This is a genomic window from Sphingomonas sp. UYEF23 (assembly GCF_040546165.1).
GTDB lineage: Bacteria > Pseudomonadota > Alphaproteobacteria > Sphingomonadales > Sphingomonadaceae > Sphingomonas > Sphingomonas glacialis.
Genome location: NZ_JBEPNG010000004.1, coordinates 118,141 through 137,051, shown reverse-complemented (window position 1 = coordinate 137,051; position 18,911 = coordinate 118,141). Strand labels below are relative to the sequence as shown.

The window sequence follows — 18,911 nt, the reverse complement described above, 5'->3', positions numbered from 1 at the left end:
TTGACAGACAAGCGACCTTGACTGTAAAGCCTCCTTCACAAACGTGAAAGGGAGCTTTCCATGTCGCGCACCGTTGCCGCCCGCCGCTATCAAGTCCGCACGCTCTGGCTGGCGCTGCTGTACGCCGCCGCGTTGCTTGGCGCGGTCTATGCCTTCAAGCATCAGCTCGTTGCCGGTCCGGCGGCGTGGGTCGTTGCGGTGCTGCCCGCGCTGCCGATCATCGGCGTGTTCGTCGCGATCGGGCGCTATCTGGTCGACGAGAGGGACGAATATCTGCGCATGCTGATGGTCCGCCAGACACTGTGGGCAAGCGGCTTCGCGCTGAGCGCCGCGACCTTGTGGGGCTTCCTCGAGGCGTTCGACCTGGTCGGCCATGTCGAGCCCTATTATGTCGCCGTGCTGTGGTTTGGCGGACTGGGCCTGGGCAATTGCGCCGATCGCCTGTTCGGCGCGGACGCCGCGCTGTGAGCCGCCGCATCGACCCGGCCGACCGCGCCTATCTGCGCCGCTTCGTCCCGACGATGGCGCTCTACGCCGTGCTGGTCTGGGTATCGCCCTTCCTGATCCGCGCGCTCCACGCCGAGGGGCCGCTGCTGTGGCTGATCGCCTTGCTCCCCGCGTTCCCGCTCAGCGCGGTGTTCTGGATCATCGGGCGCTATCTGATCGACCTGCGCGACGAATATCGGCGGATGCTCGAAGTGCGCAAGGCGCTGGTCGCGACGGGCTTTGCGATGACGCTGGCGACCGGCTGGGGGTTTCTCGAAGTCTATGCACATGTGCCGCACGTGCCGCTGTTCTTCGTGCCGATCGCATGGTTTGCCGGGCTGGGCCTCGGATCGGCGGTCAACGCCGTGATCGAGCGGCGCGGTGAGGACGCGGCATGATCAACCGCCTGCGCGTGCTCCGCGCCGAGCGCAACTGGAGCCAGGGCGATCTTGCCGAGCGGCTCGACGTGTCGCGCCAAAGCGTCAACGCGATCGAGACCGGGCGGTACGATCCCTCGCTCCCGCTCGCCTTCCGTATCGCCGAACTGTTCGAGCTCCCGATCGAAGCGATTTTTGCCAGCCCCTCCAAAGGAGATGTAGCGTGAAGCCTGTCGTCAAAGCCTGCCTCGTTGCCGCGCTCGCGCTGCTTCTCGCCACGCCCGCCCTCGCGGCGCCGCTTGCGGCGACACCCGAGGTGCGGTTGCCGCATATCTCGATCGTGACGATCGGCACGGGCAGCCCGGTGATCCTGATCCCCGGCCTCGCCTCCCCGCGCGCGGTATGGGACGGCGTCGCGCCCGCGCTCGCCGCGAAGCACCGTGTCATTCTGGTGCAGGTCAACGGTTTCGGCGCCGACGATCCGGGGGCCAATCTCCAGCCCGGCGTGCTCGATGGGATCGTCGCAGATCTCGACGGCTATATCGCGGCGGAGAAGCTGCAGAAGGCGCTGGTCGTCGGGCATTCGATGGGCGGGCTGGTCGGCCTGATGCTCGCAAAAGCGCATCCGAGCGACCTGTCGCGATTGATGATCGTCGATTCGCTGCCGTTCTTCGCGGTGATCATGGCCCCGCCCGGGGTCGATCCGACGCCCGCGATGGTCGCGCCCTATGCCGCCAAGATGCGCGACGGGATCGTCGCGACCTATGGCAAGCCGCTGAGCGAAGAGATGGTAGCGGCGCAAACGCGGGGACTCGCGCTCAAGCCCGGCAGCGTCGTCACGATGTCCGCCTGGACGAAGGCCGCCGATCCGCGCGTCACCGGCGAGGCGATGTACGAGGATCTGACGACCGACCTGCGCCCGTCGCTCGCGACGATCGCGACGCCGCTCACGATGCTCTATCCGTGGAATGCGGCGACGTTGCCCAAGGCGAAGGCCGACGCCTTCTATCGCAAGCAATACGCCGCCGCGGCGCATATCGCCTTCGCCGACATTGCCGAGAGTGCGCACATGGTGATGCTCGACCAGCCCAACGCGTTCAAGGCGGCGGTGCTCGCCTTCGTCGAGGCGAAGTAAAGGGCCAACGCGCCCCTGTTCCCCGGCGCAGGCCGGGGCCCAGCAGCGAAGTGCGGAGCCGGTCGAGCGCAGCGCTTCCCTGCAGCGGCCCGCGACTGGGCCCCGGCCTGCGCCGGGGAACGGGAGGCTGAGGAAAGCGCGATTTCCCCTCCCGTAATCTTCCGCTAAGCCTCCGCGCCATGACCGACACGCTCTCCCCCACCCCCGCCCGCCCCGCGCTCGCCTATCACCTGACCGAGGGCGCGGGCCCGACGATCGTCTTCCTGCCGGGCTATGGCTCGGACATGGAGGGCAGCAAGGCGCTCGCGCTCGAGGCGTGGGCGAAGCGCAAAGGCCGCGCCTATCTGCGCTTCGATTATGGCGGCTGCGGCAGCAGCGAGGGCGACTTCGAGGAGCAGACGCTCGCCGGCTGGCGCGACGATGTCGTCGCGATGCTCGACGCAGCCGCAGGTGGCCCCGCGGTGCTGGTCGGATCATCGATGGGCGGCTGGCTGATGCTGCTCGTCGCGCGCGACCATCCCGAAAAGGTGGCGGCGCTCGTCGGGATCGCGGCGGCGCCCGATTTCACCGACTGGGGCTTCACCGTCGAACAGAAGCTCGCGATCCTGTCCGAAGGCCGGCTCGAAAAGGTCGGGCGCTACGCCGATTTGCCGATGGTCTATACTCGCGCCTTCTGGCAGTCGGGCGAGGCCAATCGCGTGCTCTTCTCGGGTCTCGCGATCGACGTGCCGGTGCGGTTGCTCCACGGCATGGCCGATACCGAAGTGCCCGCCAACCGCTCGATCCATCTGGTTGAGCAGCTCCGTTCAGCCGATGTGCAGCTTACTTTGGTGAAGGGAGGCGACCACCGCCTGTCGCGCGACGCCGACCTCGCGTTGCTCGAGGCGACGCTCGAAAGTGTGATGGCCGACCTATGACCCTGTTGCTGCTCGCTCCCCTGTTGTTCGCGCAAAGCGCCGCGCCGATCGGCCCGCCCGCCCCGCCGCCGTCGCAGCGCTACGAAAAGTGCCTCGATCTGGCGACCAACAACCCGACCTTGGCCGAAGCCGAAGCCGGACAATGGCAACTCGCGGGCGGTGGTTTTCTTGCCGGGCAGTGCCTCGGCATGGCCTATGCCAATGAACAGCGCTGGCCCGCCGCCGCGACCGCGTTCGATGCCGCCGCGCGTGCCGCCGAAAAGGCCGGCGACGGCCGTGCGGTCAATTACTGGGCGCAAGCGGGCAATGCCTGGCTTGCCTCGGGCGATGCGACCAAGGCGCGCGCCGCGCTCGATGCCGCGCTGGCGGGCGGATCTCTGACCGGTCTGCCGCTGGGCGAAGCGCATCTCGACCGCGCGCGCGCGATGGTTGCCGGGGGCGATCTCGACGGTGCGCGAGACGATCTCGACCGCGCGCTTGCCGAGGTGCCCGAAGACCCGCTCGCCTGGCTGCTCTCGGCGACGCTCGCGCGGCGCCAGAGCCAGATCGTCCGCGCGCAGCACGACATCGCCGAAGCGCTGCGGCGCGGCAGCGACGACCCAGCGGTCCAGCTCGAGGCGGGCAATATCGCGGCGTTCGCGAAGGACGAAGCCGGCGCGCGCGCCGCGTGGCAGCAAGCCGTCACGCTGCGGCCCGACAGCGCCCCCGGAAAGGCCGCCGCCGCCGCATTGCTGCAGTTCACCGCCAAGCCCTGACGCTTTTGGAACGCGTCGGGGTGGCATCGCTGCTCGCGCGCGCCTATCTCGGCGCAAAGCACAATGGAGCGCGCCGATGAAATATCTCCACACCATGATCCGCGTCACCGATCCCGACGCGACGATCGCGTTCTTCAAGCTGCTCGGGCTCGAGGAAGTGCGGCGGATGGACAGCGAGAAAGGCCGCTTCACGCTGATCTTCCTCGCCGCCCCCGGCGACCATGACGCGCAGGTTGAGCTGACGCACAATTGGGATCCCGAACCCTATACCGGCGGGCGCAATTTCGGGCATCTCGCCTACCGCGTCTACAATATCTACGAGACGTGCCAGCGGTTGCACGATGGCGGCGTGACGATCAATCGCCCGCCGCGCGACGGCCACATGGCGTTCGTCCGCACCCCCGACAACATCTCGATCGAACTGCTCCAGGAAGGCGGCGCGCTGGCGCCGGCCGAGCCGTGGGCGTCGATGCCCAACACCGGCGAATGGTGATGGCAGGCGCGCTCGAGATCGTCCGCATCCCGGCGCTCAGCGACAATTATGTCTGGCTGGTGCACGATCCCGTCTCCGACGAGACCGTGGTGATCGATCCGAGCGACGCCGCCCCCGTGCTCGCCGCGGCCGAGGCGCGCGGCTGGACGATCTCGCAGATCTGGAACACGCACTGGCACCCCGATCACACCGGCGGCAATGCCGCGATCAAGGCGCTCGGCGCGGTGGTTAGTGGCCCCGCCGCCGAAGCGGGCAAGATCCCGACGCTCGATTACGGCGTGCGCGAAGGCGATTCGGTGCGCATCGGCACGCATGTCGCGCGCGTGATCGAGACGCCCGGCCACACCGCCGGGCACATCGTGTTCTACATGGCCGACGACGCTGCACTGTTCAGCGGCGACACGCTGTTCGCGATGGGCTGCGGGCGGCTGTTCGAGGGCGATGCCGCGCAGATGTACGGCAACATGCAGCGCCTTGCTGCGCTACCGCCCGAGACGATCGTCTATTGCGCGCACGAATATACGCAGTCGAACGGCCGCTACGCCGCCGCTGCCGAGCCCGACAATCAGGCCGTCACCGAACGGATGGCTACGGTTGATGCGCAGCGCGCAGCGGGCGAACCGACTGTTCCGACGACGATTGCGCTCGAGCTCGCGACCAACCCGTTCCTGCGCGCGACATCGGCCGACCAGCTCGCCGAGCGGCGTGCAGCCAAGGATGCATTCTAGCCGTATCTGCGGTATGACGCGGATGGGGCCGCAAGCGTTTTGAAAAGGACCGATCGCATGTTCCGCTTCATCCTTCCGCTCGTCGTGCTGGCTGGCGCGAGCGCCGCGCTGTCCGCCGACTCGAAAGAGTATCGCGCACGTGAAGCGGCGCGCGATCAGGTCGAGCTCGACAAGCAGCTTGCGGGCCTCGTGCCGGGCAAGCCGCAAAGCTGCATCGACACCTTCCGGTATCGCGACTCGACGCGCGTCGGCGACAAGATCCTCTACAAGAACGGCCGCAACGACGTGATGGTCAACGATACCGGCGGCGGCTGCTTCGGCCTGCGGCGTGGCGATGCGATCATCACCAAGACCTTCGGCAGCCAGTTCTGCCGCGGCGATATCGTGCGGACGGCCGATCTCATCACGAGCACGCCGAGCGGAAGCTGCAGCTTCGGCGACTTCGTCCCCTATCGCAGGCCGTGATCCGCGGGCTGCTGCTGGCGGCGGCGCTGGGCGGGGCTACCGCATCGGACGATGCGAAGGATCTCGCCAAGGCGCTTGCGGGCCGAACGCCGGGCAAGCCCGAGACCTGCGTTTCGCCCAGCCGGGTCGGCGCACCGCAGGTTATCGGTGACCGCACCTTGCTGTACCGCGACGGCGGCCGGATGTGGCGCAACGATTTGCCCAATGGCTGCCCCGGGCTCGACGACGATGCGATCGTCGTTACCGAGGTCTATGGTGGGCAATTGTGCCGCAACGATCAATTCTACACGCTCGAACGCACGGGCAGCACGATCCCGGGACCGCGCTGTCGGCTTGGGAGCTTCGTGCCGTGGGACAAGCCGCGGTAGGAATCGGGCCGTTTCCAGGGCGAAGCCGCCGCAGCCTCGCTAAAGCGCGCCACTCCAGACCCGTTCGGGCTGAGCCTGTCGAAGCCCCGCCGCACCCACACCCCCTGCGCAAGCGGCGAGGTGCCCTTCGACAGGCTCAGGGCGAACGGGAGGGGCTGCGACAGTCCTGAAGGCGAAGACGATGCCCCGCCTTGTTAGAGCACGAACCGGCTGAGGTCGGTATTGCGCGCGATGCTCGCAAGATGCGTTTCGACATACGCCGCATCGACCACCACGGTCTCGCCACCGCGATCCTCGGCATTGAAGCTGACATCCTCGAGCAGCTTTTCCATCACCGTCTGCAATCGCCGCGCACCGATATTCTCGATCTCGCCATTCACTTCGGCGGCGATCCGCGCGACGGCCCGGATACCCTCCGCGGTGAACTCGACCGCAACGCCCTCGGTCGCGATCAGCGCGACATATTGCTGCGTCAGCGACGCCTTGGTGTCGGAGAGGATCGCAACGAAATCGTCCTCGGTCAGCGCCTTAAGCTCGACGCGAATCGGCAGACGCCCCTGCAGCTCGGGCAACAGGTCGGACGGCTTGGCGACATGGAACGCACCGCTCGCGATGAAGAGCACGTGATCGGTCTTCATCGGCCCGTATTTGGTCGCGACCGTCGTTCCCTCGATCAGCGGCAAGAGATCGCGCTGCACGCCCTCGCGGCTGACCGATCCGCCGCGCCCGTCGCTCACCGCGATCTTGTCGATCTCGTCGAGGAAGACGATTCCGTTCGCCTCGGCATCGGCGATCGCCGCGCGGCTGAGTTCGTCCTGGTCGAGCCGCTTGTCGGCCTCCTCCTCGACGAGCTTGTCCCATGCCGCGGGGACGCTCAGCTTGCGGCGCTTGAGCTGGCCGCCGCCGAACGCCTTGCCCATCATCTCGGACAGGTTGATCATCTGCGCGCCACCGCCGGGCATTTCGAACGGCATCGCGGGCGCCGCCTCGAGTTCGATCTCGATCTCGGTGTCGCGCAGATGGCCGTCATGGAGACGTTGCCGAAAGGCCTCGCGTGTCGCCTCGCTCGCGCCCTTGCCGGTCAGCGCGTCGAGGAGGCGCGCCATCGCGGCTTCCTCGGCCTTGTCCTTCACCGCGCCGCGCCGCCGCTCCTTCTCGAGCCGGATCGCTTCCTCGACCAAGTCGCGCGCGATCTGCTCGACGTCGCGGCCGACATAGCCGACTTCGGTGAACTTGGTCGCCTCGACCTTGATGAACGGCGCGTCGGCGAGCTTGGCCAGCCGGCGGCTGATCTCGGTCTTGCCGCAGCCGGTCGGCCCGATCATCAGGATGTTCTTGGGGCTGACCTCGTCGCGCAGATCGGGCGCGAGCTGCTGGCGGCGCCAGCGGTTGCGCATCGCGACCGCGACCGCGCGCTTGGCGTCGGCCTGGCCGATGATGTGCGCGTCGAGCGCGGCGACGATGGCTTTGGGGGTGAGGTCCTGGTTCATATCTGCTTCCGTCGCCCCGGCGGAGGCCGGGGCCGCTATGGTGCAAGGGCGCGCGCTAGAGCCTAGCGGCCCCGGCCTCCGCCGGGGCGACGCGCATCACGCGCTCGTGTCGAGCCCTTCGACCGTCAGCCGGTCGTTGGTGTAGACGCAGAGTTCGCCCGCTATCGCCATCGCCTTGCGCGCGATCGTCTCGGCATCGGCTTCGTAATCCGCCAGCGCGCGCGCTGCGGCGAGCGCGAAATTGCCGCCCGATCCGATCGCGGCGATCCCGGCCTCGGGCTCGAGCACATCGCCATTCCCGGTCAGGATCAGCGTCACGTCCTTGTCGGCGACGATCATCATCGCCTCGAGGTTGCGCAGATATTTGTCGGTCCGCCAATCCTTGGCGAGCTCGACCGCGCTACGCAGCAATTGCCCGTGATGCTGCTCAAGCTTGCGCTCGAGCCGCTCGAACAGCGTGAAGGCATCCGCGGTCGCGCCGGCGAAGCCGCCGATCACCGATCCGTCGCCCAGCCGCCGCACCTTTTTCGCATTGGGTTTCATCACCGTCTGACCCTGCGTCACCTGGCCGTCGCCGGCGACGATGACGCGCCCATTCTTGCGCACGGAAAGGATCGTGGTGCCGTGCCACACAATTTTGTTCTCGCTCATGGAGGGCGATATGGGATGCAGGGTCGCGCTGTGCAATCCGGCTTGCATCGGCGCGCCCTGCTCGGCGATAGGAGGCGCGGGGGAACGATACGTATGAGCGACCAGCACGGCCATGCAGGGCCCGATCACCCGCTCGAGCGGCTGATCTTCTTTTCCGATGCGGTGTTCGCGATCGCGATCACGTTGCTGATCATCGAGGTGCACCCGCCGCATCTGCCACATGGCGCGCCGCCCGCCGCCTTTCTCCAAGCGCTCGCCGATCTCGGCCCGAGCTTGTTCGGCTTCTTCGTCAGCTTCTTCGTCATCGCGGCGTTCTGGACCGGGCATCACCGCGCCTTCGCGCTGGCGGGGCGCTATTCGGACAAGCTGCTCGCGCCCAATATCCTGATGCTCTGCGCGATCGTGTTCATGCCGTTCGCGACCGCTTTCATGAGCGCCAATCTGGGGACGCTCGTCCCCTCGGCGCTCTATGCGCTGACGCTGATCGTTACAGGGCTGCTCAGCATGTGGGTGACCTATCGCACCACCAGCCCGGGTATCGTCCGCGCCGACACCGCACCCGAGACGATCGCGCAAGTCCGCATCCGCGGCATCGGTGTGGTGCTCGGCGCGACGGCGTCGTTCGGCCTTGCCTTCTTCATCGCGCCGCTCAGCCAGATGGGGCTGCTGACGATCCCCTTGTGGCAGGCGATCCTGCGGCGGCAAGTCCATCGCCGCTTCGCCCGCACGGCGGCCTGAGCCAGCCTGCGGGCGCGGCACCCGCTCAATTGGCGGGCGCGGTCATCGCGTTCATCGAGCCGTTCGACGCGGTGATCGACGGCTTGCCGACCGGCGGGCGCAGCGCCTCGCGCTCGGCGGCGGTCATCACCGCATCCATGTCGGGGCGGAAATCGGCGATCGCGCGATCGTCGGCATTGCGCTTGGGATCGAGCAGGTCGGTCGGCACATGCCCCTCGGCCGTTCCCGACGCCTTGGCGAGCGCGCTCGCGATCCGCCCGCGCGTCAGGAACGCGGCGAGCCCGGCGCCCGCCGCGACGACGACCGCGCCGATCGACCAGGCCGCGGTGCGGCTGATCGCAGGCGTGGCGCTGGCGGCCTGCGGCGCGGGGGCGCGCTTGGTGGCGCTTTTGGGAATCTGGGTCTTGGCCATGTCACATCTCATTCTGCAAAATCGGGCGCGCGGCGACCGGGGCCACCGCGCGCGAGGAAGTTAGCGGCAGCGCGCGTCGCGCGTGCTGTCCTTGTCGATCGCCTGGCCGGCCAGCGCGCCGCCGACACCGCCGAGCAACGCGCCGAGCACGCCCGAACCACCCGGTGCGATCGCCGCGCCGAGCGCGCCGCCCGCGATCCCGCCGACGACCAGACCGGTCGTGCCGTCGCTGTGGCGGCAATAGTAACGCCCGTCGCTGCCGCGATAGACGCGGTCGTTGTTGCTCAGCTGGCGCTCCTGATAGCGGCGATTGTCGTCGCGGTAATAGCGCGAGGCATCGTAGCCGTTATACGCCGGATCGGGCCGGTCGTAATCGTATTGCGAATAGCCGCCGCCATAGCCGCGGCGCGGGCCGCCGCCGTAACTGTCGCCATATTCGTCGCAGCCGGCGACGAAGGTACAAGCGGCCAACAGGCCGAGAGTGAGGGTGCGCATTCGAATCCTCCTGTTATCGTATCCAAGCGCAATGCGCGGGCGGCGATAAGGTTGCCCGCCACCGCCGCCCCGCCGCGCGGCGGAGCGATGCCGCACAGCGCGCGATACGGTCGGGAGCGTGCGACGAAGCGTGCGCGCTTGACTCGATTGACCCCCGGAACTGTCTTTATCGCTCGTCATCGTTTCCGTTTTCGTCATGATCGGCGTCGCGCGTGCGCAGCATCTTCATGTCGAAGGGCAGCTCGGCATCGACCTGCGCGAGCAACGTCGGCCAGGCCTGCGCCAGCGACGCCGCGTCATACGCCGAATCGATCGGCTCGAAGGGATGCGCGAGCAATTGCATCAGCAGCCGGTCGTTATGGACGATGCGCTCGCCGACGTGCTCGCCGCGATACCAGACGGGCAGCGACCGCCCGGCAAAGGCGCGCTCCAACGCTTCGTCGAGCAGCGCTTTGCGCGCCGAGCGGACCGCGACGTCCCAAGCGAGCGCGAACATCGTGCGCCCACCGCGGTGGCGCAGCGCATAGGCCGATTGCTTCGACAGGCCGACATGCGCCGCGGCGTGGCTGACGCAGCCGTGCGTCGCGAGATGTTCGAGAAAGGCACGCTGCTTGTCGGTCGTCCAGCCGGTGGCGGAGACATCGCGCCACACCATGCCGTTCGCGCGGCGACGGCGCTTCTGGGCGGGCTCCGGCGCGCGCGGGGCATGGGGCGCGGCCTCGGGCGCGCGCGCCGCCCCGGCACGCTGGAGCTTGCGGATCCGCGCCCTGATCGCGGCATGCGGATCGTGGCGGCTGGGCGGCTGGGGTGGCGCGTCGGGGGTTTGCGGGGGCGCGGGGTGATCGAACGCGGGATCGCGCACGGGCGCGGTGTCGGATGGCGGCTGGGTCGAGTCTGACGGCATGAGTCGGTCCTCTCCATGGGTAGCGAGGATTCGGAACATATACAGAACAACGCGCTGTAGGACAGCCCCATCCGCAAGATTTTTTTTTACGCCGCGCCGTCGCGGCTTTTGCGTAGCAAGCGACGAGCGCCCCCGCCGCGGCCCGGACGGCGGCGCGACAGCGCTGGCCGATGATCGGGGTTTGCCACAGCGGCAGACGGTGTGGTGCCGCAGCGCGGCTTTGCTGCGCCCCCCCTCCCCGCGGCGCGCAAGACTCGACGCCCAGCCTCGGCCGCGCTAGCCTTCCCCCTGATATCCGGGGGGAAATCACGATGAGTCCATTTGGTTTGGTGTTCACGCTGTTCGGCCTGGTGCTGGGCCTGGCGCTCGCCGCGGTGCTCAACGGCTTTTCGCGTGCGCTGAAATTGAAGCGCGGCGTGCGGCCGGTGCGGATCGGCTGGCTGACGCCGCTGCTCGGGCTCGTGGTGATGCTCGACCTGACGAGCTTCTGGCTGCTCGCCTTCGATGCGCGCGAGCAGATCAGCGCGAATTACGTCACGCTGCTCAGCGTGCTGGCGATGGTCGGCGTCTATTATCTCGCGGCGACGCTGATCTTTCCCGACACGCCCGAGGACTGGCCCGATTTCGACGAATGGTACGACAAGCAGAACCGGCTGGTGATCGGCGGGCTGCTCGCCGCGAATGTGGCGAGCTGGGCCGGGGGCGTCGTGCTCGACACGCTCCATCCGCGGCCCGAGGTGGTGGAGCCGGTGGGGAACGGGCTGGTGTTGCTGGTGTATCTGGTGAGCGGGTTCGGGGTGCTCGGCCTGCTGATCGCGCTGCTGCTGGTGAAGGGGCGGCGGGCGAATGTGGCGATGCTGGCGGGGGTTTGTGGGTTGTTGGTGGTTAGCGGGGTGATGGAGCCGTGGGTCTAGCCAGCTTTGTCGCTGACACGACACGCATTTGTTTGCGAACCGAAAAATCGGGACTAGCATACCAAAAATCAGTCCTGGATTTCGGAGCCGACGGTGCAGTCAATCGCATTTTTTAATAACAAAGGTGGCGTCGGCAAAACCACCCTTCTTTGTAATGTGGCCGCATATCTTGCCCTAGAGCGCAAGAAAAAGGTTTTAGTGGTTGATGCAGATCCTCAATGCAACGCGACGCAGTTACTACTAGATGATTGGGACGTGTACGAACTATATGAAGACTCAAAGTCTTTTACTGTTCATAGTATAATACATCCTCTATCAATAGGTAAGGGTTACGCCGATTCTATAAAACCGCAGAAGGTTTTAGATTATGGAGTGGATCTAATACCAGGAGACCCCAGGCTTGCCTTGAAAGAGGACCTTTTATCGAAGGACTGGCAGGATGCAATTGGAGGAGAAATCCGAGGCCTTAGAACCTCATTCCTCTTTTCAGAGCTTTTAGAAAGATGCGGGAAGTATGACTAGGTATTATTTGATATGGGACCGTCGTTAGGATCTATTAATCGAGCAGTTCTTCTTGCCTGCGACTTTTTCGTAAGCCCAATGTCGATAGATATTTTCAGCCTTAGAGCCATTGAGAATATTTCGATTGCCCTTCTCGAGTGGAAGAAAAAACTAAAAAACGGACTTAATCAAGTCGACGAGAGCCTAATTGAAGACATCCCGCACGGGGGCGCCTTTGAGATTCGATTTGCTGGATATGTAGCGCAACAATATATTCAAAAAACAAAAGAAGGAGAAAAAAGAGCTGTTGCCGCCTATGAAACTATTATGAAAAGAATTCCTAAAAGCATTAAGGCGAACTTTGTCGATAAACTACAATTAAATGAACACGTAAATAATTACGAGATAGGAACCATCCCTAATCTTTATAGCTTAATCCCAATGTCGCAAACAGCCCACAAGCCAATCTTTGCACTTCGCGCCAAGGATGGTGTTCGCGGTGCACATTTTAACAAGGTTCGAGACGCTGGCGATATTTACAAAGATATCACACAGAGACTAGCTGAAAATCTTGCGGAACTTACCGAATGATTGCGTGGCCAGACAATCTCATAAGCGCGATCGCGAGACGCCGGTCCGTTATCTTAATTGGATCAGGAGTTTCGGCGAACTCGCAAACAGACGCAGGCCGCCGTCCAGCGACTTGGGGAGCTTTTCTAAACAAGGCTTATCAAGCGCTCAATACCCGGATGCCCTATGTTAGTACTTCCTTAAAAAAAATACCAGTATTTGGAAGCTTGCGATTATATCAGGACTGGATTCGGCGAAGCTTGGCCCAACTTCGTCAAAGAGGAATTTTCAACTCCGATCTATAGGCACGCCCCGATACATGAAGCAATATTCAATCTAGACTCTAGAATTGTAGCTTCATTAAATTTTGACAAAATATACGAGACGTATGCTATCGGGGCTAGCGAAGGTACGATAATCGTAAAGAATTATTATGATAGCGACATCAGAGACGCTGTGTCTGGCGCGGATAGATATATTATAAAGCCACACGGCACCGTAGATGCGGTGTCCAAAATGATATTTACACTTGAGCAATACGGAAAGGCTAGAACAGAATATTCTAGCTTTTATGAGGTATTCTCAGCGCTACTGCACACTCATACTTTTATTTGCCTGGGATGCGGATTAAGCGATCCCGATTTGCAAATTATATTCGAGGACTACAAATACAAGCACGGTGAGTCCGCGCACTTCATGACGCTTCCGACGCCCATCGCAGACGCCCAGAAGGATTTAATAAAGCGAACGCGAGGGTTGAACGTTTTAACATATTCACCCCGAGAAGGTCATTTGGACCTAACGAAATCCTTACAAGAGCTAGTGGCGCTAGTAGTTGCAAAGCGAGAGGAGATCGCTGAATTTAGGAGCTGGTGACGGCAACGGAGTTAGCGCCGTCAAACAGCGCTCTTCCCCAACAACGGCGCCAAATATTTCCCAGTAAACGACCCCTTCGCCTTCGCCACCACCTCAGGCGTCCCCTGCGCGACGATCTCGCCGCCCTTCACGCCGCCCTCGGGCCCAAGGTCGAGCACCCAATCCGCCGTCTTGATGACGTCGAGGTTGTGCTCGATCACCACCACCGTATTGCCCTGCTCGACCAGCTGGTGGAGCACTTCGAGCAGCTTGCGCACGTCCTCGAAATGCAGCCCCGTCGTCGGCTCGTCCAGAATATACAGCGTCTGCCCGGTGGCGCGGCGCGACAGTTCCTTGGCGAGCTTGACGCGCTGCGCCTCGCCGCCCGACAGCGTCGTCGCCTGCTGGCCGACCTTGACGTAGCCGAGGCCCACTTCCTGCAGCATCGCCATCTTGTCGCGGATCGGCGGGACCGCCTTGAAGAATTCGACCGCATCCTCGACCGTCATGTCGAGCACGTCGGCGATGCTCTTGCCCTTGAACTTCACCTCGAGCGTCTCGCGATTGTAGCGCTCGCCGTGGCAGACGTCGCACGTCACATAGACGTCGGGGAGGAAGTGCATCTCGATCTTGAGCAGTCCGTCGCCCTGGCACGCCTCGCAGCGGCCGCCCTTGACGTTGAAGCTGAAACGGCCGGGCTTGTAGCCGCGGGCTAAGCTTTCGGGGAGGCCGGCGAACCAGTCGCGGATCTGGGTGAAGCTGCCGGTATAGGTCGCCGGGTTCGAGCGCGGGGTGCGGCCGATCGGCGACTGGTCGATGTCGATCACCTTGTCGAGATATTGCAGGCCGGTGATCTTGTCGTGCTTGCCCTGGACGATGCGCGCGCCGTTGAGCGTGCGCGAGGCGGCGGCGAACAGCGTGTCGATCGTGAAGCTCGACTTGCCCGAGCCCGAGACGCCGGTGATGCAGGTGAAAGTGCCGAGCGGGAGGCTCGCCGTCACGCCCTTGAGGTTGTTGGCGGTGGCGTTGTGGACGGTGATCTTCTTGCCGTTGCCTTTGCGGCGGGTCTTGGGGACGGCGACTTCGCGGCGGCCCGAGAGATAGTCGGCGGTGATGCTGTTCTCGTTGGCGAGGACTTCCTCGAAGGTGCCCTGCGCGACGATGTGGCCGCCGTGGACGCCGGCGCCCGGCCCCATGTCGATGACATAGTCGGCGGTGCGGATCGCGTCCTCGTCATGCTCGACGACGAGCACGGTGTTGCCGAGATCGCGGAGCCGGCGAAGGGTCTTGAGCAGCATGTCGTTGTCGCGCTGGTGCAGGCCGATCGAGGGCTCGTCGAGGACGTAGAGCACGCCCGACAGGCCGCTGCCGATCTGCGACGCGAGGCGGATGCGCTGCGATTCGCCGCCCGACAGCGTGCCCGAGGTGCGGTCGAGGTTGAGATAATCGAGCCCGACATTGTTGAGGAAGCCGATCCGCTCGAGGATCTCCTTGAGGATGCGCTCGGCGATCGCGTTCTGCTGGTCGCCGAGCTGGCTCGGGACCTGCTCGAACCAAGCGAGCGCGTCGACCACCGACAGGCGCGTGACGCTCGAAATGTCGCGCATGCCGATCTTGACCGCGAGCGCCTCGGGCTTGAGCCGCGCGCCCTTGCAGACCTCGCACGCGGCGGAGGACTGGTACTTGCTCAGTTCCTCGCGCATCCACGCGCTCTCGGTCGAGAGCATGCGGCGGTTGAGGTTGCCGATCACGCCCTCGAACGGCTTCTTGACGTCGTACGACTTCTTGCCGTCGATGAAGGTCAGCGTGACCGCCTTGCCCTTGGTGCCGTAGAGGATCGTGTCGCGCGCGGTTTCGGGCAGGTCTTCCCACGGCGTGTCGAGCTCGAACTTGAACTCGCGCGCGAGGCTGCCGAGCACCTGCATGTAGTACGGCGACGGCGGGTTGGACTTGGCCCAGGGCACGACCGCGCCCTTCTTGATGCTGAGCGCGTGGTTGGGGACGACGAGCTCCTCGTCGAACAGCATCTTTTCACCGAGGCCATCGCACGCCGGGCACGCGCCCTGCGGCGCGTTGAACGAGAAGAGCCGCGGCTCGATCTCGGCGATGGTGAAGCCCGAGACCGGGCAGGCGAACTTCTCGCTGAACACGATGCGGCCGGGTGGCGCGTTGTCGCCGAGCACTTCGTTCTTGGGGGTGTGCGGTTCGACCGGGTCGGCGGGGTCGACATAGGCGAGCCCGTCGGCGAGCTTTAGCGCGGCCTCGAAGCTTTCGGCGAGGCGCGTCGCGATGTCGGGGCCGATGACGAGACGGTCGACGACGACCTCGAGGTCATGCTTGTACTTCTTGTCGATCGCGGGGGCTTCGTCGATCTCGTGGATCTCGCCGTCGATGCGGACGCGGGTGAAGCCGGCCTTCTGCCACTCGAGCAGTTCCTTCTTATACTCGCCCTTGCGGCCGCGCACGACGGGGGCGAGCAGGTACAGCCGCGTGCCCTCGGGAAGCGCCATCACGCGGTCGACCATCTGACTGACGGTCTGCGCGGCGATCGGCTCGCCGGTCGCGGGGGAATACGGGATCCCGACGCGCGCCCAGAGCAGGCGCATGTAATCGTAGATCTCGGTGACGGTCGCCACGGTCGAGCGCGGGTTGCGGCTGGTCGTCTTCTGCTCGATCGAGATTGCTGGCGACAGGCCCTCGATGTGATCGACGTCGGGCTTCTGCATCAGCTCGAGGAACTGCCGCGCATAGGCGCTGAGCGACTCTACATAGCGCCGCTGGCCCTCGGCGTAGATCGTGTCGAAGGCGAGGCTCGACTTGCCGCTGCCCGACAGCCCGGTGATGACCGTCAGCGTATCGCGCGGGATATCGACCGAGACGTCCTTGAGATTGTGCTCGCGCGCGCCGCGCACGGAAATATGAGTCAGCATGGGAGCGGTTTGTTCCAGATTTGTTCGGATGGCGCAAGCGACCGGTTGCAGGGGCGAGATGGGGCGTTAAACTCGCAACGACAAGGTTTGGGGGCAAGCGATGAAGACGATGCTGATTGCGGCGCTGCTCGCGCTCGGGGGTCCCGCGCCCGCCGACGTGCCATTGCAGCCGACCGGCAAATGGACCGTCGAATATGCCGACGCGGCGTGCATCCTGTCGCGCGACTATGGTCCAAGCAATGCGCGAATGGCGCTCGGCATCAATCCTTCGCCGCTTGCTTCAGGCCTCGAAGTCGTAACCGTCACGCCAGGCGCGAAGACGACGCGATACCGTCCGATGAAAGGCACGCTCACGCTCCAACCGTCGGGCCGGACGATCGACAGCGATATCTCAGTTTACGAGATCAAGGAGAAGAACCAGACCATTACGACCCTCACGACCGAGGGGGATGTGGCAACCGAAATCCTGCGCTCGTCATCCTTGTCCGTCACCTTGGCGAATGGATCGCGTACTGCGTTTGCCGTACCGGGGATGTCGGGGGCAGCGGGTGCGCTAAAGGCATGCCAGGACGATCTGCTTCACCAGTGGGGGATCGACCCGGCAGAGCGCGATTTGCCGTCGCTGGCGAACGGTAGTGCATCGCCTGCACAGTGGATCACAAATGACGATTATCCCTCATCGGCCGTGGGGGCTGGAATACAGGGTACTTCGACCATCGTCTGGACCATACGGACCGACGGCAAGGTCGGCGATTGTCGGGTCGTCCAGTCGAGCGGATCAAAAGCGTTGGACGACGCGTCCTGCAGCGCGATCAGCAAGCGCGGCCGGTATCAGCCCCCGCTCGGGGTCGATGGTAAGCCACAGGTGCGGCACGCCATGCGCAAAATTGTCTGGCGCCTGCCGTATTAGCGTTAGGCGCCGCTCGGGCGCCTCGAAAATCCGTCAGGTCTTGCCATAAGCTGGCAACGCCAGCCGCCACCTGATGGCCGCAGCCCGCAGTGCAAAACCGCACGCAGCGGCGATCGGCGCGGCGAGGCTTGGCGCGACGCCCGCGCTCACCAGCACGACATACGACCCCGACGCCAGCGCCGCCGCAGTCACATACAATTCCGGCCGCATCAAGATCGATGGCTCGCCCGCGAGCACGTCGCGGATGACGCCGCCGATGCACGCCGTCACCACGCCCATCAGCGCCGCCGGCACCGGCGGGATGCCGAACGCGAGGGCCTTCGCCGCGCCGAACACGGCATAGGCGGCCAAGCCCACCGCATCGAGCCAGTCGAGCGCAGTGCCCTTCCACCAGCGCTCGGGCGTCGTCCACACCAGCACCGCGACCGCAAGGCAGATCCCCGCGACGAAGCGATCATGCACCCAGAAGACCGGCGCGCCGATCAGAAGATCGCGCACCGATCCGCCGCCGACCCCGGTGATCAGCGCGAAGAAGGTGGCGGTGACGAGCGTCTGGCGATGGCGGATTGCGGCGAGCGCACCGGTGATCGCGAATACGGCGATCCCGAACAGATCGAGCCAGGGCAGCGCGGAGCCGAATTGCCAGGGAAATTGCGAGGGCATCGCAGCGCTCTACCCGCGCAAGGCGCGCGAGGGAATGCGGCGCGCGACACCGGGTCGCGCGCCGCAGCGATCAGCGGACGGCCGCCGCTTCGTTGGCGACGACTTCGCCGCGCTGTTCGGGCGTCATCGCGCTTGCGTTGACATCGGCGGCGCGGATCGCGTCGGCGCGTTCGTCGCCGGTCTTGCGCTCCTGCTTGGCCTGCTCCTCGAGGTCCTTGGCGTTGGCCTCCATCGCGTCGGCGCGGTTGTCGGCAGCCTTCTCGACTTGCTTGGCGAGCTTGCCGTCGCCATTGCCGCCGCATGCGGCGAGCGGGAGTGCGACCAGCGCCAGCGCCGCGATCATCGTCTTCTTCATGTGAAACCCCTGTTGGACACGTACCGTGATGGTACGCGCGGGAAAACCGCCGTGCGCGCGGATCGTTCCACCTGCGCAGCGAGCGCGACGCTGGCATCGGCGCGGGGCATCGGGCATGGTCGCGCGATGCGACGGTATCAGCGCTCCACCCTCCTCTTTGCAGCGTGCCTCACCGGGTTGGCGGGGTTCGTCGATGCGCTGGCCTATTCAAGCATGGGCGGCTTCTTCGCTTCGTTCATGAGCGGCAATACGACGCGGCTCGGCGTGTCGCTCGCCACCGGGGCGAGCAACGACGCGCGGATCGGGGCCGGGTTGATTTTGAGCTTCGTCAGCGGCGTGGTGGCGGCGGCGATCATCGGACGTTCGCGGCCACACCATCAGCGCGTCGCGGTGATGGCGCTCGTCACGCTGCTGCTCGGCGGCGCGGCGCTGTTTGCGCCATATCATCCGGTCATCGTGCCGCTGCTGCTGCTGGCGACCGCGATGGGGGCGGAGAACGGCGTGTTCACGCGCGATGGCGAGGTCAGCATCGGGCTGACCTACATGACCGGCGCGCTGGTGCGGATCGGCCAGGGGCTCGCCGCCGCGCTGATGGGCGAAGGACCACGCTGGGACTGGGCGCGCTATCTTGGGTTGTGGCTGGGGTTCGGCGCGGGGGTGATCACGGGCGCGCGGTGTTACGCGGCGTACGGGACCGGCGCGCTGTGGATCGCGGCGGGGGCGGCGGCGGTGCTGACGGTTGGCGCGCGGGCTACGCAGCGCGATACGGCGTAAGGGCGCGCGCCCCGACCGAGCAGAT

Annotated in this window: 25 protein-coding genes; 17 read left to right on the top strand and 8 right to left on the bottom strand. The window is 65.1% G+C overall.

Features of this window, described 5'->3' with window-relative positions:
- Positions 1–60 precede the first annotated feature (60 nt).
- The 10 genes from ABIB28_RS09540 (at position 61) to ABIB28_RS09495 (ending at position 5,724) form a co-directional block, all read left to right on the top strand.
- Entirely contained in the window at positions 61–468 is a 408-nt protein-coding gene (locus ABIB28_RS09540) for a hypothetical protein (protein ID WP_354287959.1), read from the top strand.
- Positions 465–884, top strand: coding sequence for a hypothetical protein (locus ABIB28_RS09535; RefSeq protein WP_354287958.1), 420 nt, complete (start codon positions 465–467; stop codon positions 882–884). Before ABIB28_RS09540 ends, ABIB28_RS09535 begins: the two co-directional genes overlap by 4 nt.
- Complete coding sequence (locus ABIB28_RS09530) at positions 881–1,090, top strand: helix-turn-helix transcriptional regulator (RefSeq protein WP_354287957.1); 210 nt, start codon at positions 881–883, stop codon at positions 1,088–1,090. The genes ABIB28_RS09535 and ABIB28_RS09530 overlap by 4 nt, the downstream gene beginning before the upstream one ends.
- A complete protein-coding gene (locus ABIB28_RS09525) occupies positions 1,087–1,998 on the top strand; it encodes an alpha/beta fold hydrolase (RefSeq protein WP_354287956.1) in 912 nt (303 codons plus the stop codon). The genes ABIB28_RS09530 and ABIB28_RS09525 overlap by 4 nt, the downstream gene beginning before the upstream one ends.
- A 179-nt stretch (positions 1,999–2,177) precedes the next feature.
- Positions 2,178–2,915 carry an alpha/beta hydrolase family protein gene (locus ABIB28_RS09520; protein WP_354287955.1) on the top strand — a complete coding sequence of 246 codons (738 nt, stop codon included), beginning with the start codon at positions 2,178–2,180 and terminating at the stop codon, positions 2,913–2,915.
- On the top strand, positions 2,912–3,670 hold the full coding sequence (locus ABIB28_RS09515; RefSeq protein WP_354287954.1) for a tetratricopeptide repeat protein: 759 nt from the start codon (positions 2,912–2,914) through the stop codon (positions 3,668–3,670). The genes ABIB28_RS09520 and ABIB28_RS09515 overlap by 4 nt, the downstream gene beginning before the upstream one ends.
- A 76-nt stretch (positions 3,671–3,746) precedes the next feature.
- Positions 3,747–4,163, top strand: a complete 417-nt coding sequence (locus tag ABIB28_RS09510; protein WP_354287953.1) for a VOC family protein — start codon at positions 3,747–3,749, stop codon at positions 4,161–4,163.
- The gene (gene gloB, locus ABIB28_RS09505; RefSeq protein ID WP_354287952.1) at positions 4,163–4,891 is read left to right on the top strand and encodes a hydroxyacylglutathione hydrolase; all 729 of its coding nucleotides are present in this window, start codon (positions 4,163–4,165) and stop codon (positions 4,889–4,891) included. Before ABIB28_RS09510 ends, gloB begins: the two co-directional genes overlap by 1 nt.
- A gap of 57 nt (positions 4,892–4,948) precedes the next feature.
- Positions 4,949–5,356, top strand: a complete 408-nt coding sequence (locus ABIB28_RS09500) for a hypothetical protein (RefSeq protein WP_354287951.1) — start codon at positions 4,949–4,951, stop codon at positions 5,354–5,356.
- Complete coding sequence (locus tag ABIB28_RS09495; protein ID WP_322162583.1) at positions 5,353–5,724, top strand: hypothetical protein; 372 nt, start codon at positions 5,353–5,355, stop codon at positions 5,722–5,724. Before ABIB28_RS09500 ends, ABIB28_RS09495 begins: the two co-directional genes overlap by 4 nt.
- A gap of 194 nt (positions 5,725–5,918) precedes the next feature.
- Here the strand turns inward: ABIB28_RS09495 and hslU are convergent, their stop codons facing one another.
- Positions 5,919–7,214 carry an ATP-dependent protease ATPase subunit HslU gene (gene hslU, locus ABIB28_RS09490; RefSeq protein WP_189675804.1) on the bottom strand — a complete coding sequence of 432 codons (1,296 nt, stop codon included), beginning with the start codon at positions 7,212–7,214 and terminating at the stop codon, positions 5,919–5,921.
- A gap of 96 nt (positions 7,215–7,310) precedes the next feature.
- Positions 7,311–7,865 carry an ATP-dependent protease subunit HslV gene (gene hslV / locus ABIB28_RS09485; RefSeq protein ID WP_133186502.1) on the bottom strand — a complete coding sequence of 185 codons (555 nt, stop codon included), beginning with the start codon at positions 7,863–7,865 and terminating at the stop codon, positions 7,311–7,313.
- Between the two features lie 93 nt (positions 7,866–7,958).
- Between hslV and ABIB28_RS09480 the strand changes: the two genes are divergently transcribed.
- Positions 7,959–8,603, top strand: coding sequence for a TMEM175 family protein (locus ABIB28_RS09480; protein WP_354287950.1), 645 nt, complete (start codon positions 7,959–7,961; stop codon positions 8,601–8,603).
- A gap of 25 nt (positions 8,604–8,628) precedes the next feature.
- Here the strand turns inward: ABIB28_RS09480 and ABIB28_RS09475 are convergent, their stop codons facing one another.
- The 3 genes from ABIB28_RS09475 to ABIB28_RS09465 all read right to left on the bottom strand — a co-directional run bounded on the left by ABIB28_RS09475 (position 8,629) and on the right by ABIB28_RS09465 (position 10,414).
- On the bottom strand, positions 8,629–9,015 hold the full coding sequence (locus tag ABIB28_RS09475; RefSeq protein ID WP_322162577.1) for a hypothetical protein: 387 nt from the start codon (positions 9,013–9,015) through the stop codon (positions 8,629–8,631).
- Positions 9,016–9,075: 60 nt separating this feature from the next.
- The gene (locus ABIB28_RS09470; RefSeq protein WP_354287949.1) at positions 9,076–9,510 is read right to left on the bottom strand and encodes a hypothetical protein; all 435 of its coding nucleotides are present in this window, start codon (positions 9,508–9,510) and stop codon (positions 9,076–9,078) included.
- 166 nt (positions 9,511–9,676) lie between these two features.
- Positions 9,677–10,414, bottom strand: coding sequence for a hypothetical protein (locus tag ABIB28_RS09465; protein WP_354287948.1), 738 nt, complete (start codon positions 10,412–10,414; stop codon positions 9,677–9,679).
- Positions 10,415–10,725: 311 nt separating this feature from the next.
- On the opposite strand from ABIB28_RS09465, the gene ABIB28_RS09460 reads away from it, so the two are divergent.
- The 4 genes from ABIB28_RS09460 (at position 10,726) to ABIB28_RS09445 (ending at position 13,275) form a co-directional block, all read left to right on the top strand.
- Complete coding sequence (locus ABIB28_RS09460) at positions 10,726–11,328, top strand: hypothetical protein (protein ID WP_354287947.1); 603 nt, start codon at positions 10,726–10,728, stop codon at positions 11,326–11,328.
- Between the two features lie 93 nt (positions 11,329–11,421).
- Complete coding sequence (locus ABIB28_RS09455; protein WP_354287946.1) at positions 11,422–11,850, top strand: ParA family protein; 429 nt, start codon at positions 11,422–11,424, stop codon at positions 11,848–11,850.
- 78 nt (positions 11,851–11,928) lie between these two features.
- Positions 11,929–12,420: a hypothetical protein gene (locus ABIB28_RS09450; RefSeq protein ID WP_354287945.1), complete on the top strand. Its 492-nt coding sequence runs from the start codon at positions 11,929–11,931 to the stop codon at positions 12,418–12,420.
- A gap of 198 nt (positions 12,421–12,618) precedes the next feature.
- Positions 12,619–13,275, top strand: a complete 657-nt coding sequence (locus ABIB28_RS09445) for an SIR2 family NAD-dependent protein deacylase (RefSeq protein ID WP_354287944.1) — start codon at positions 12,619–12,621, stop codon at positions 13,273–13,275.
- Positions 13,276–13,295: 20 nt separating this feature from the next.
- Here the strand turns inward: ABIB28_RS09445 and uvrA are convergent, their stop codons facing one another.
- Positions 13,296–16,184, bottom strand: coding sequence for an excinuclease ABC subunit UvrA (gene uvrA, locus ABIB28_RS09440; RefSeq protein WP_354287943.1), 2,889 nt, complete (start codon positions 16,182–16,184; stop codon positions 13,296–13,298).
- A gap of 163 nt (positions 16,185–16,347) precedes the next feature.
- Between uvrA and ABIB28_RS09435 the strand changes: the two genes are divergently transcribed.
- Complete coding sequence (locus tag ABIB28_RS09435; RefSeq protein ID WP_354287942.1) at positions 16,348–17,094, top strand: energy transducer TonB; 747 nt, start codon at positions 16,348–16,350, stop codon at positions 17,092–17,094.
- Positions 17,095–17,127: 33 nt separating this feature from the next.
- Here ABIB28_RS09435 and ABIB28_RS09430 read toward each other — a convergent pair whose 3' ends face one another.
- On the bottom strand, positions 17,128–17,757 hold the full coding sequence (locus tag ABIB28_RS09430; protein ID WP_354287941.1) for a trimeric intracellular cation channel family protein: 630 nt from the start codon (positions 17,755–17,757) through the stop codon (positions 17,128–17,130).
- A 70-nt stretch (positions 17,758–17,827) separates the two neighbouring features.
- Positions 17,828–18,112 carry a hypothetical protein gene (locus tag ABIB28_RS09425; RefSeq protein WP_189675816.1) on the bottom strand — a complete coding sequence of 95 codons (285 nt, stop codon included), beginning with the start codon at positions 18,110–18,112 and terminating at the stop codon, positions 17,828–17,830.
- A gap of 126 nt (positions 18,113–18,238) precedes the next feature.
- Here ABIB28_RS09425 and ABIB28_RS09420 point away from each other — a divergent pair, with 126 nt between their 5' ends.
- Positions 18,239–18,886 (top strand): YoaK family protein, encoded by a 648-nt coding sequence (locus tag ABIB28_RS09420; protein ID WP_133191871.1) that lies wholly within the window; start codon positions 18,239–18,241, stop codon positions 18,884–18,886.
- Positions 18,887–18,911: the final 25 nt, after the last annotated feature.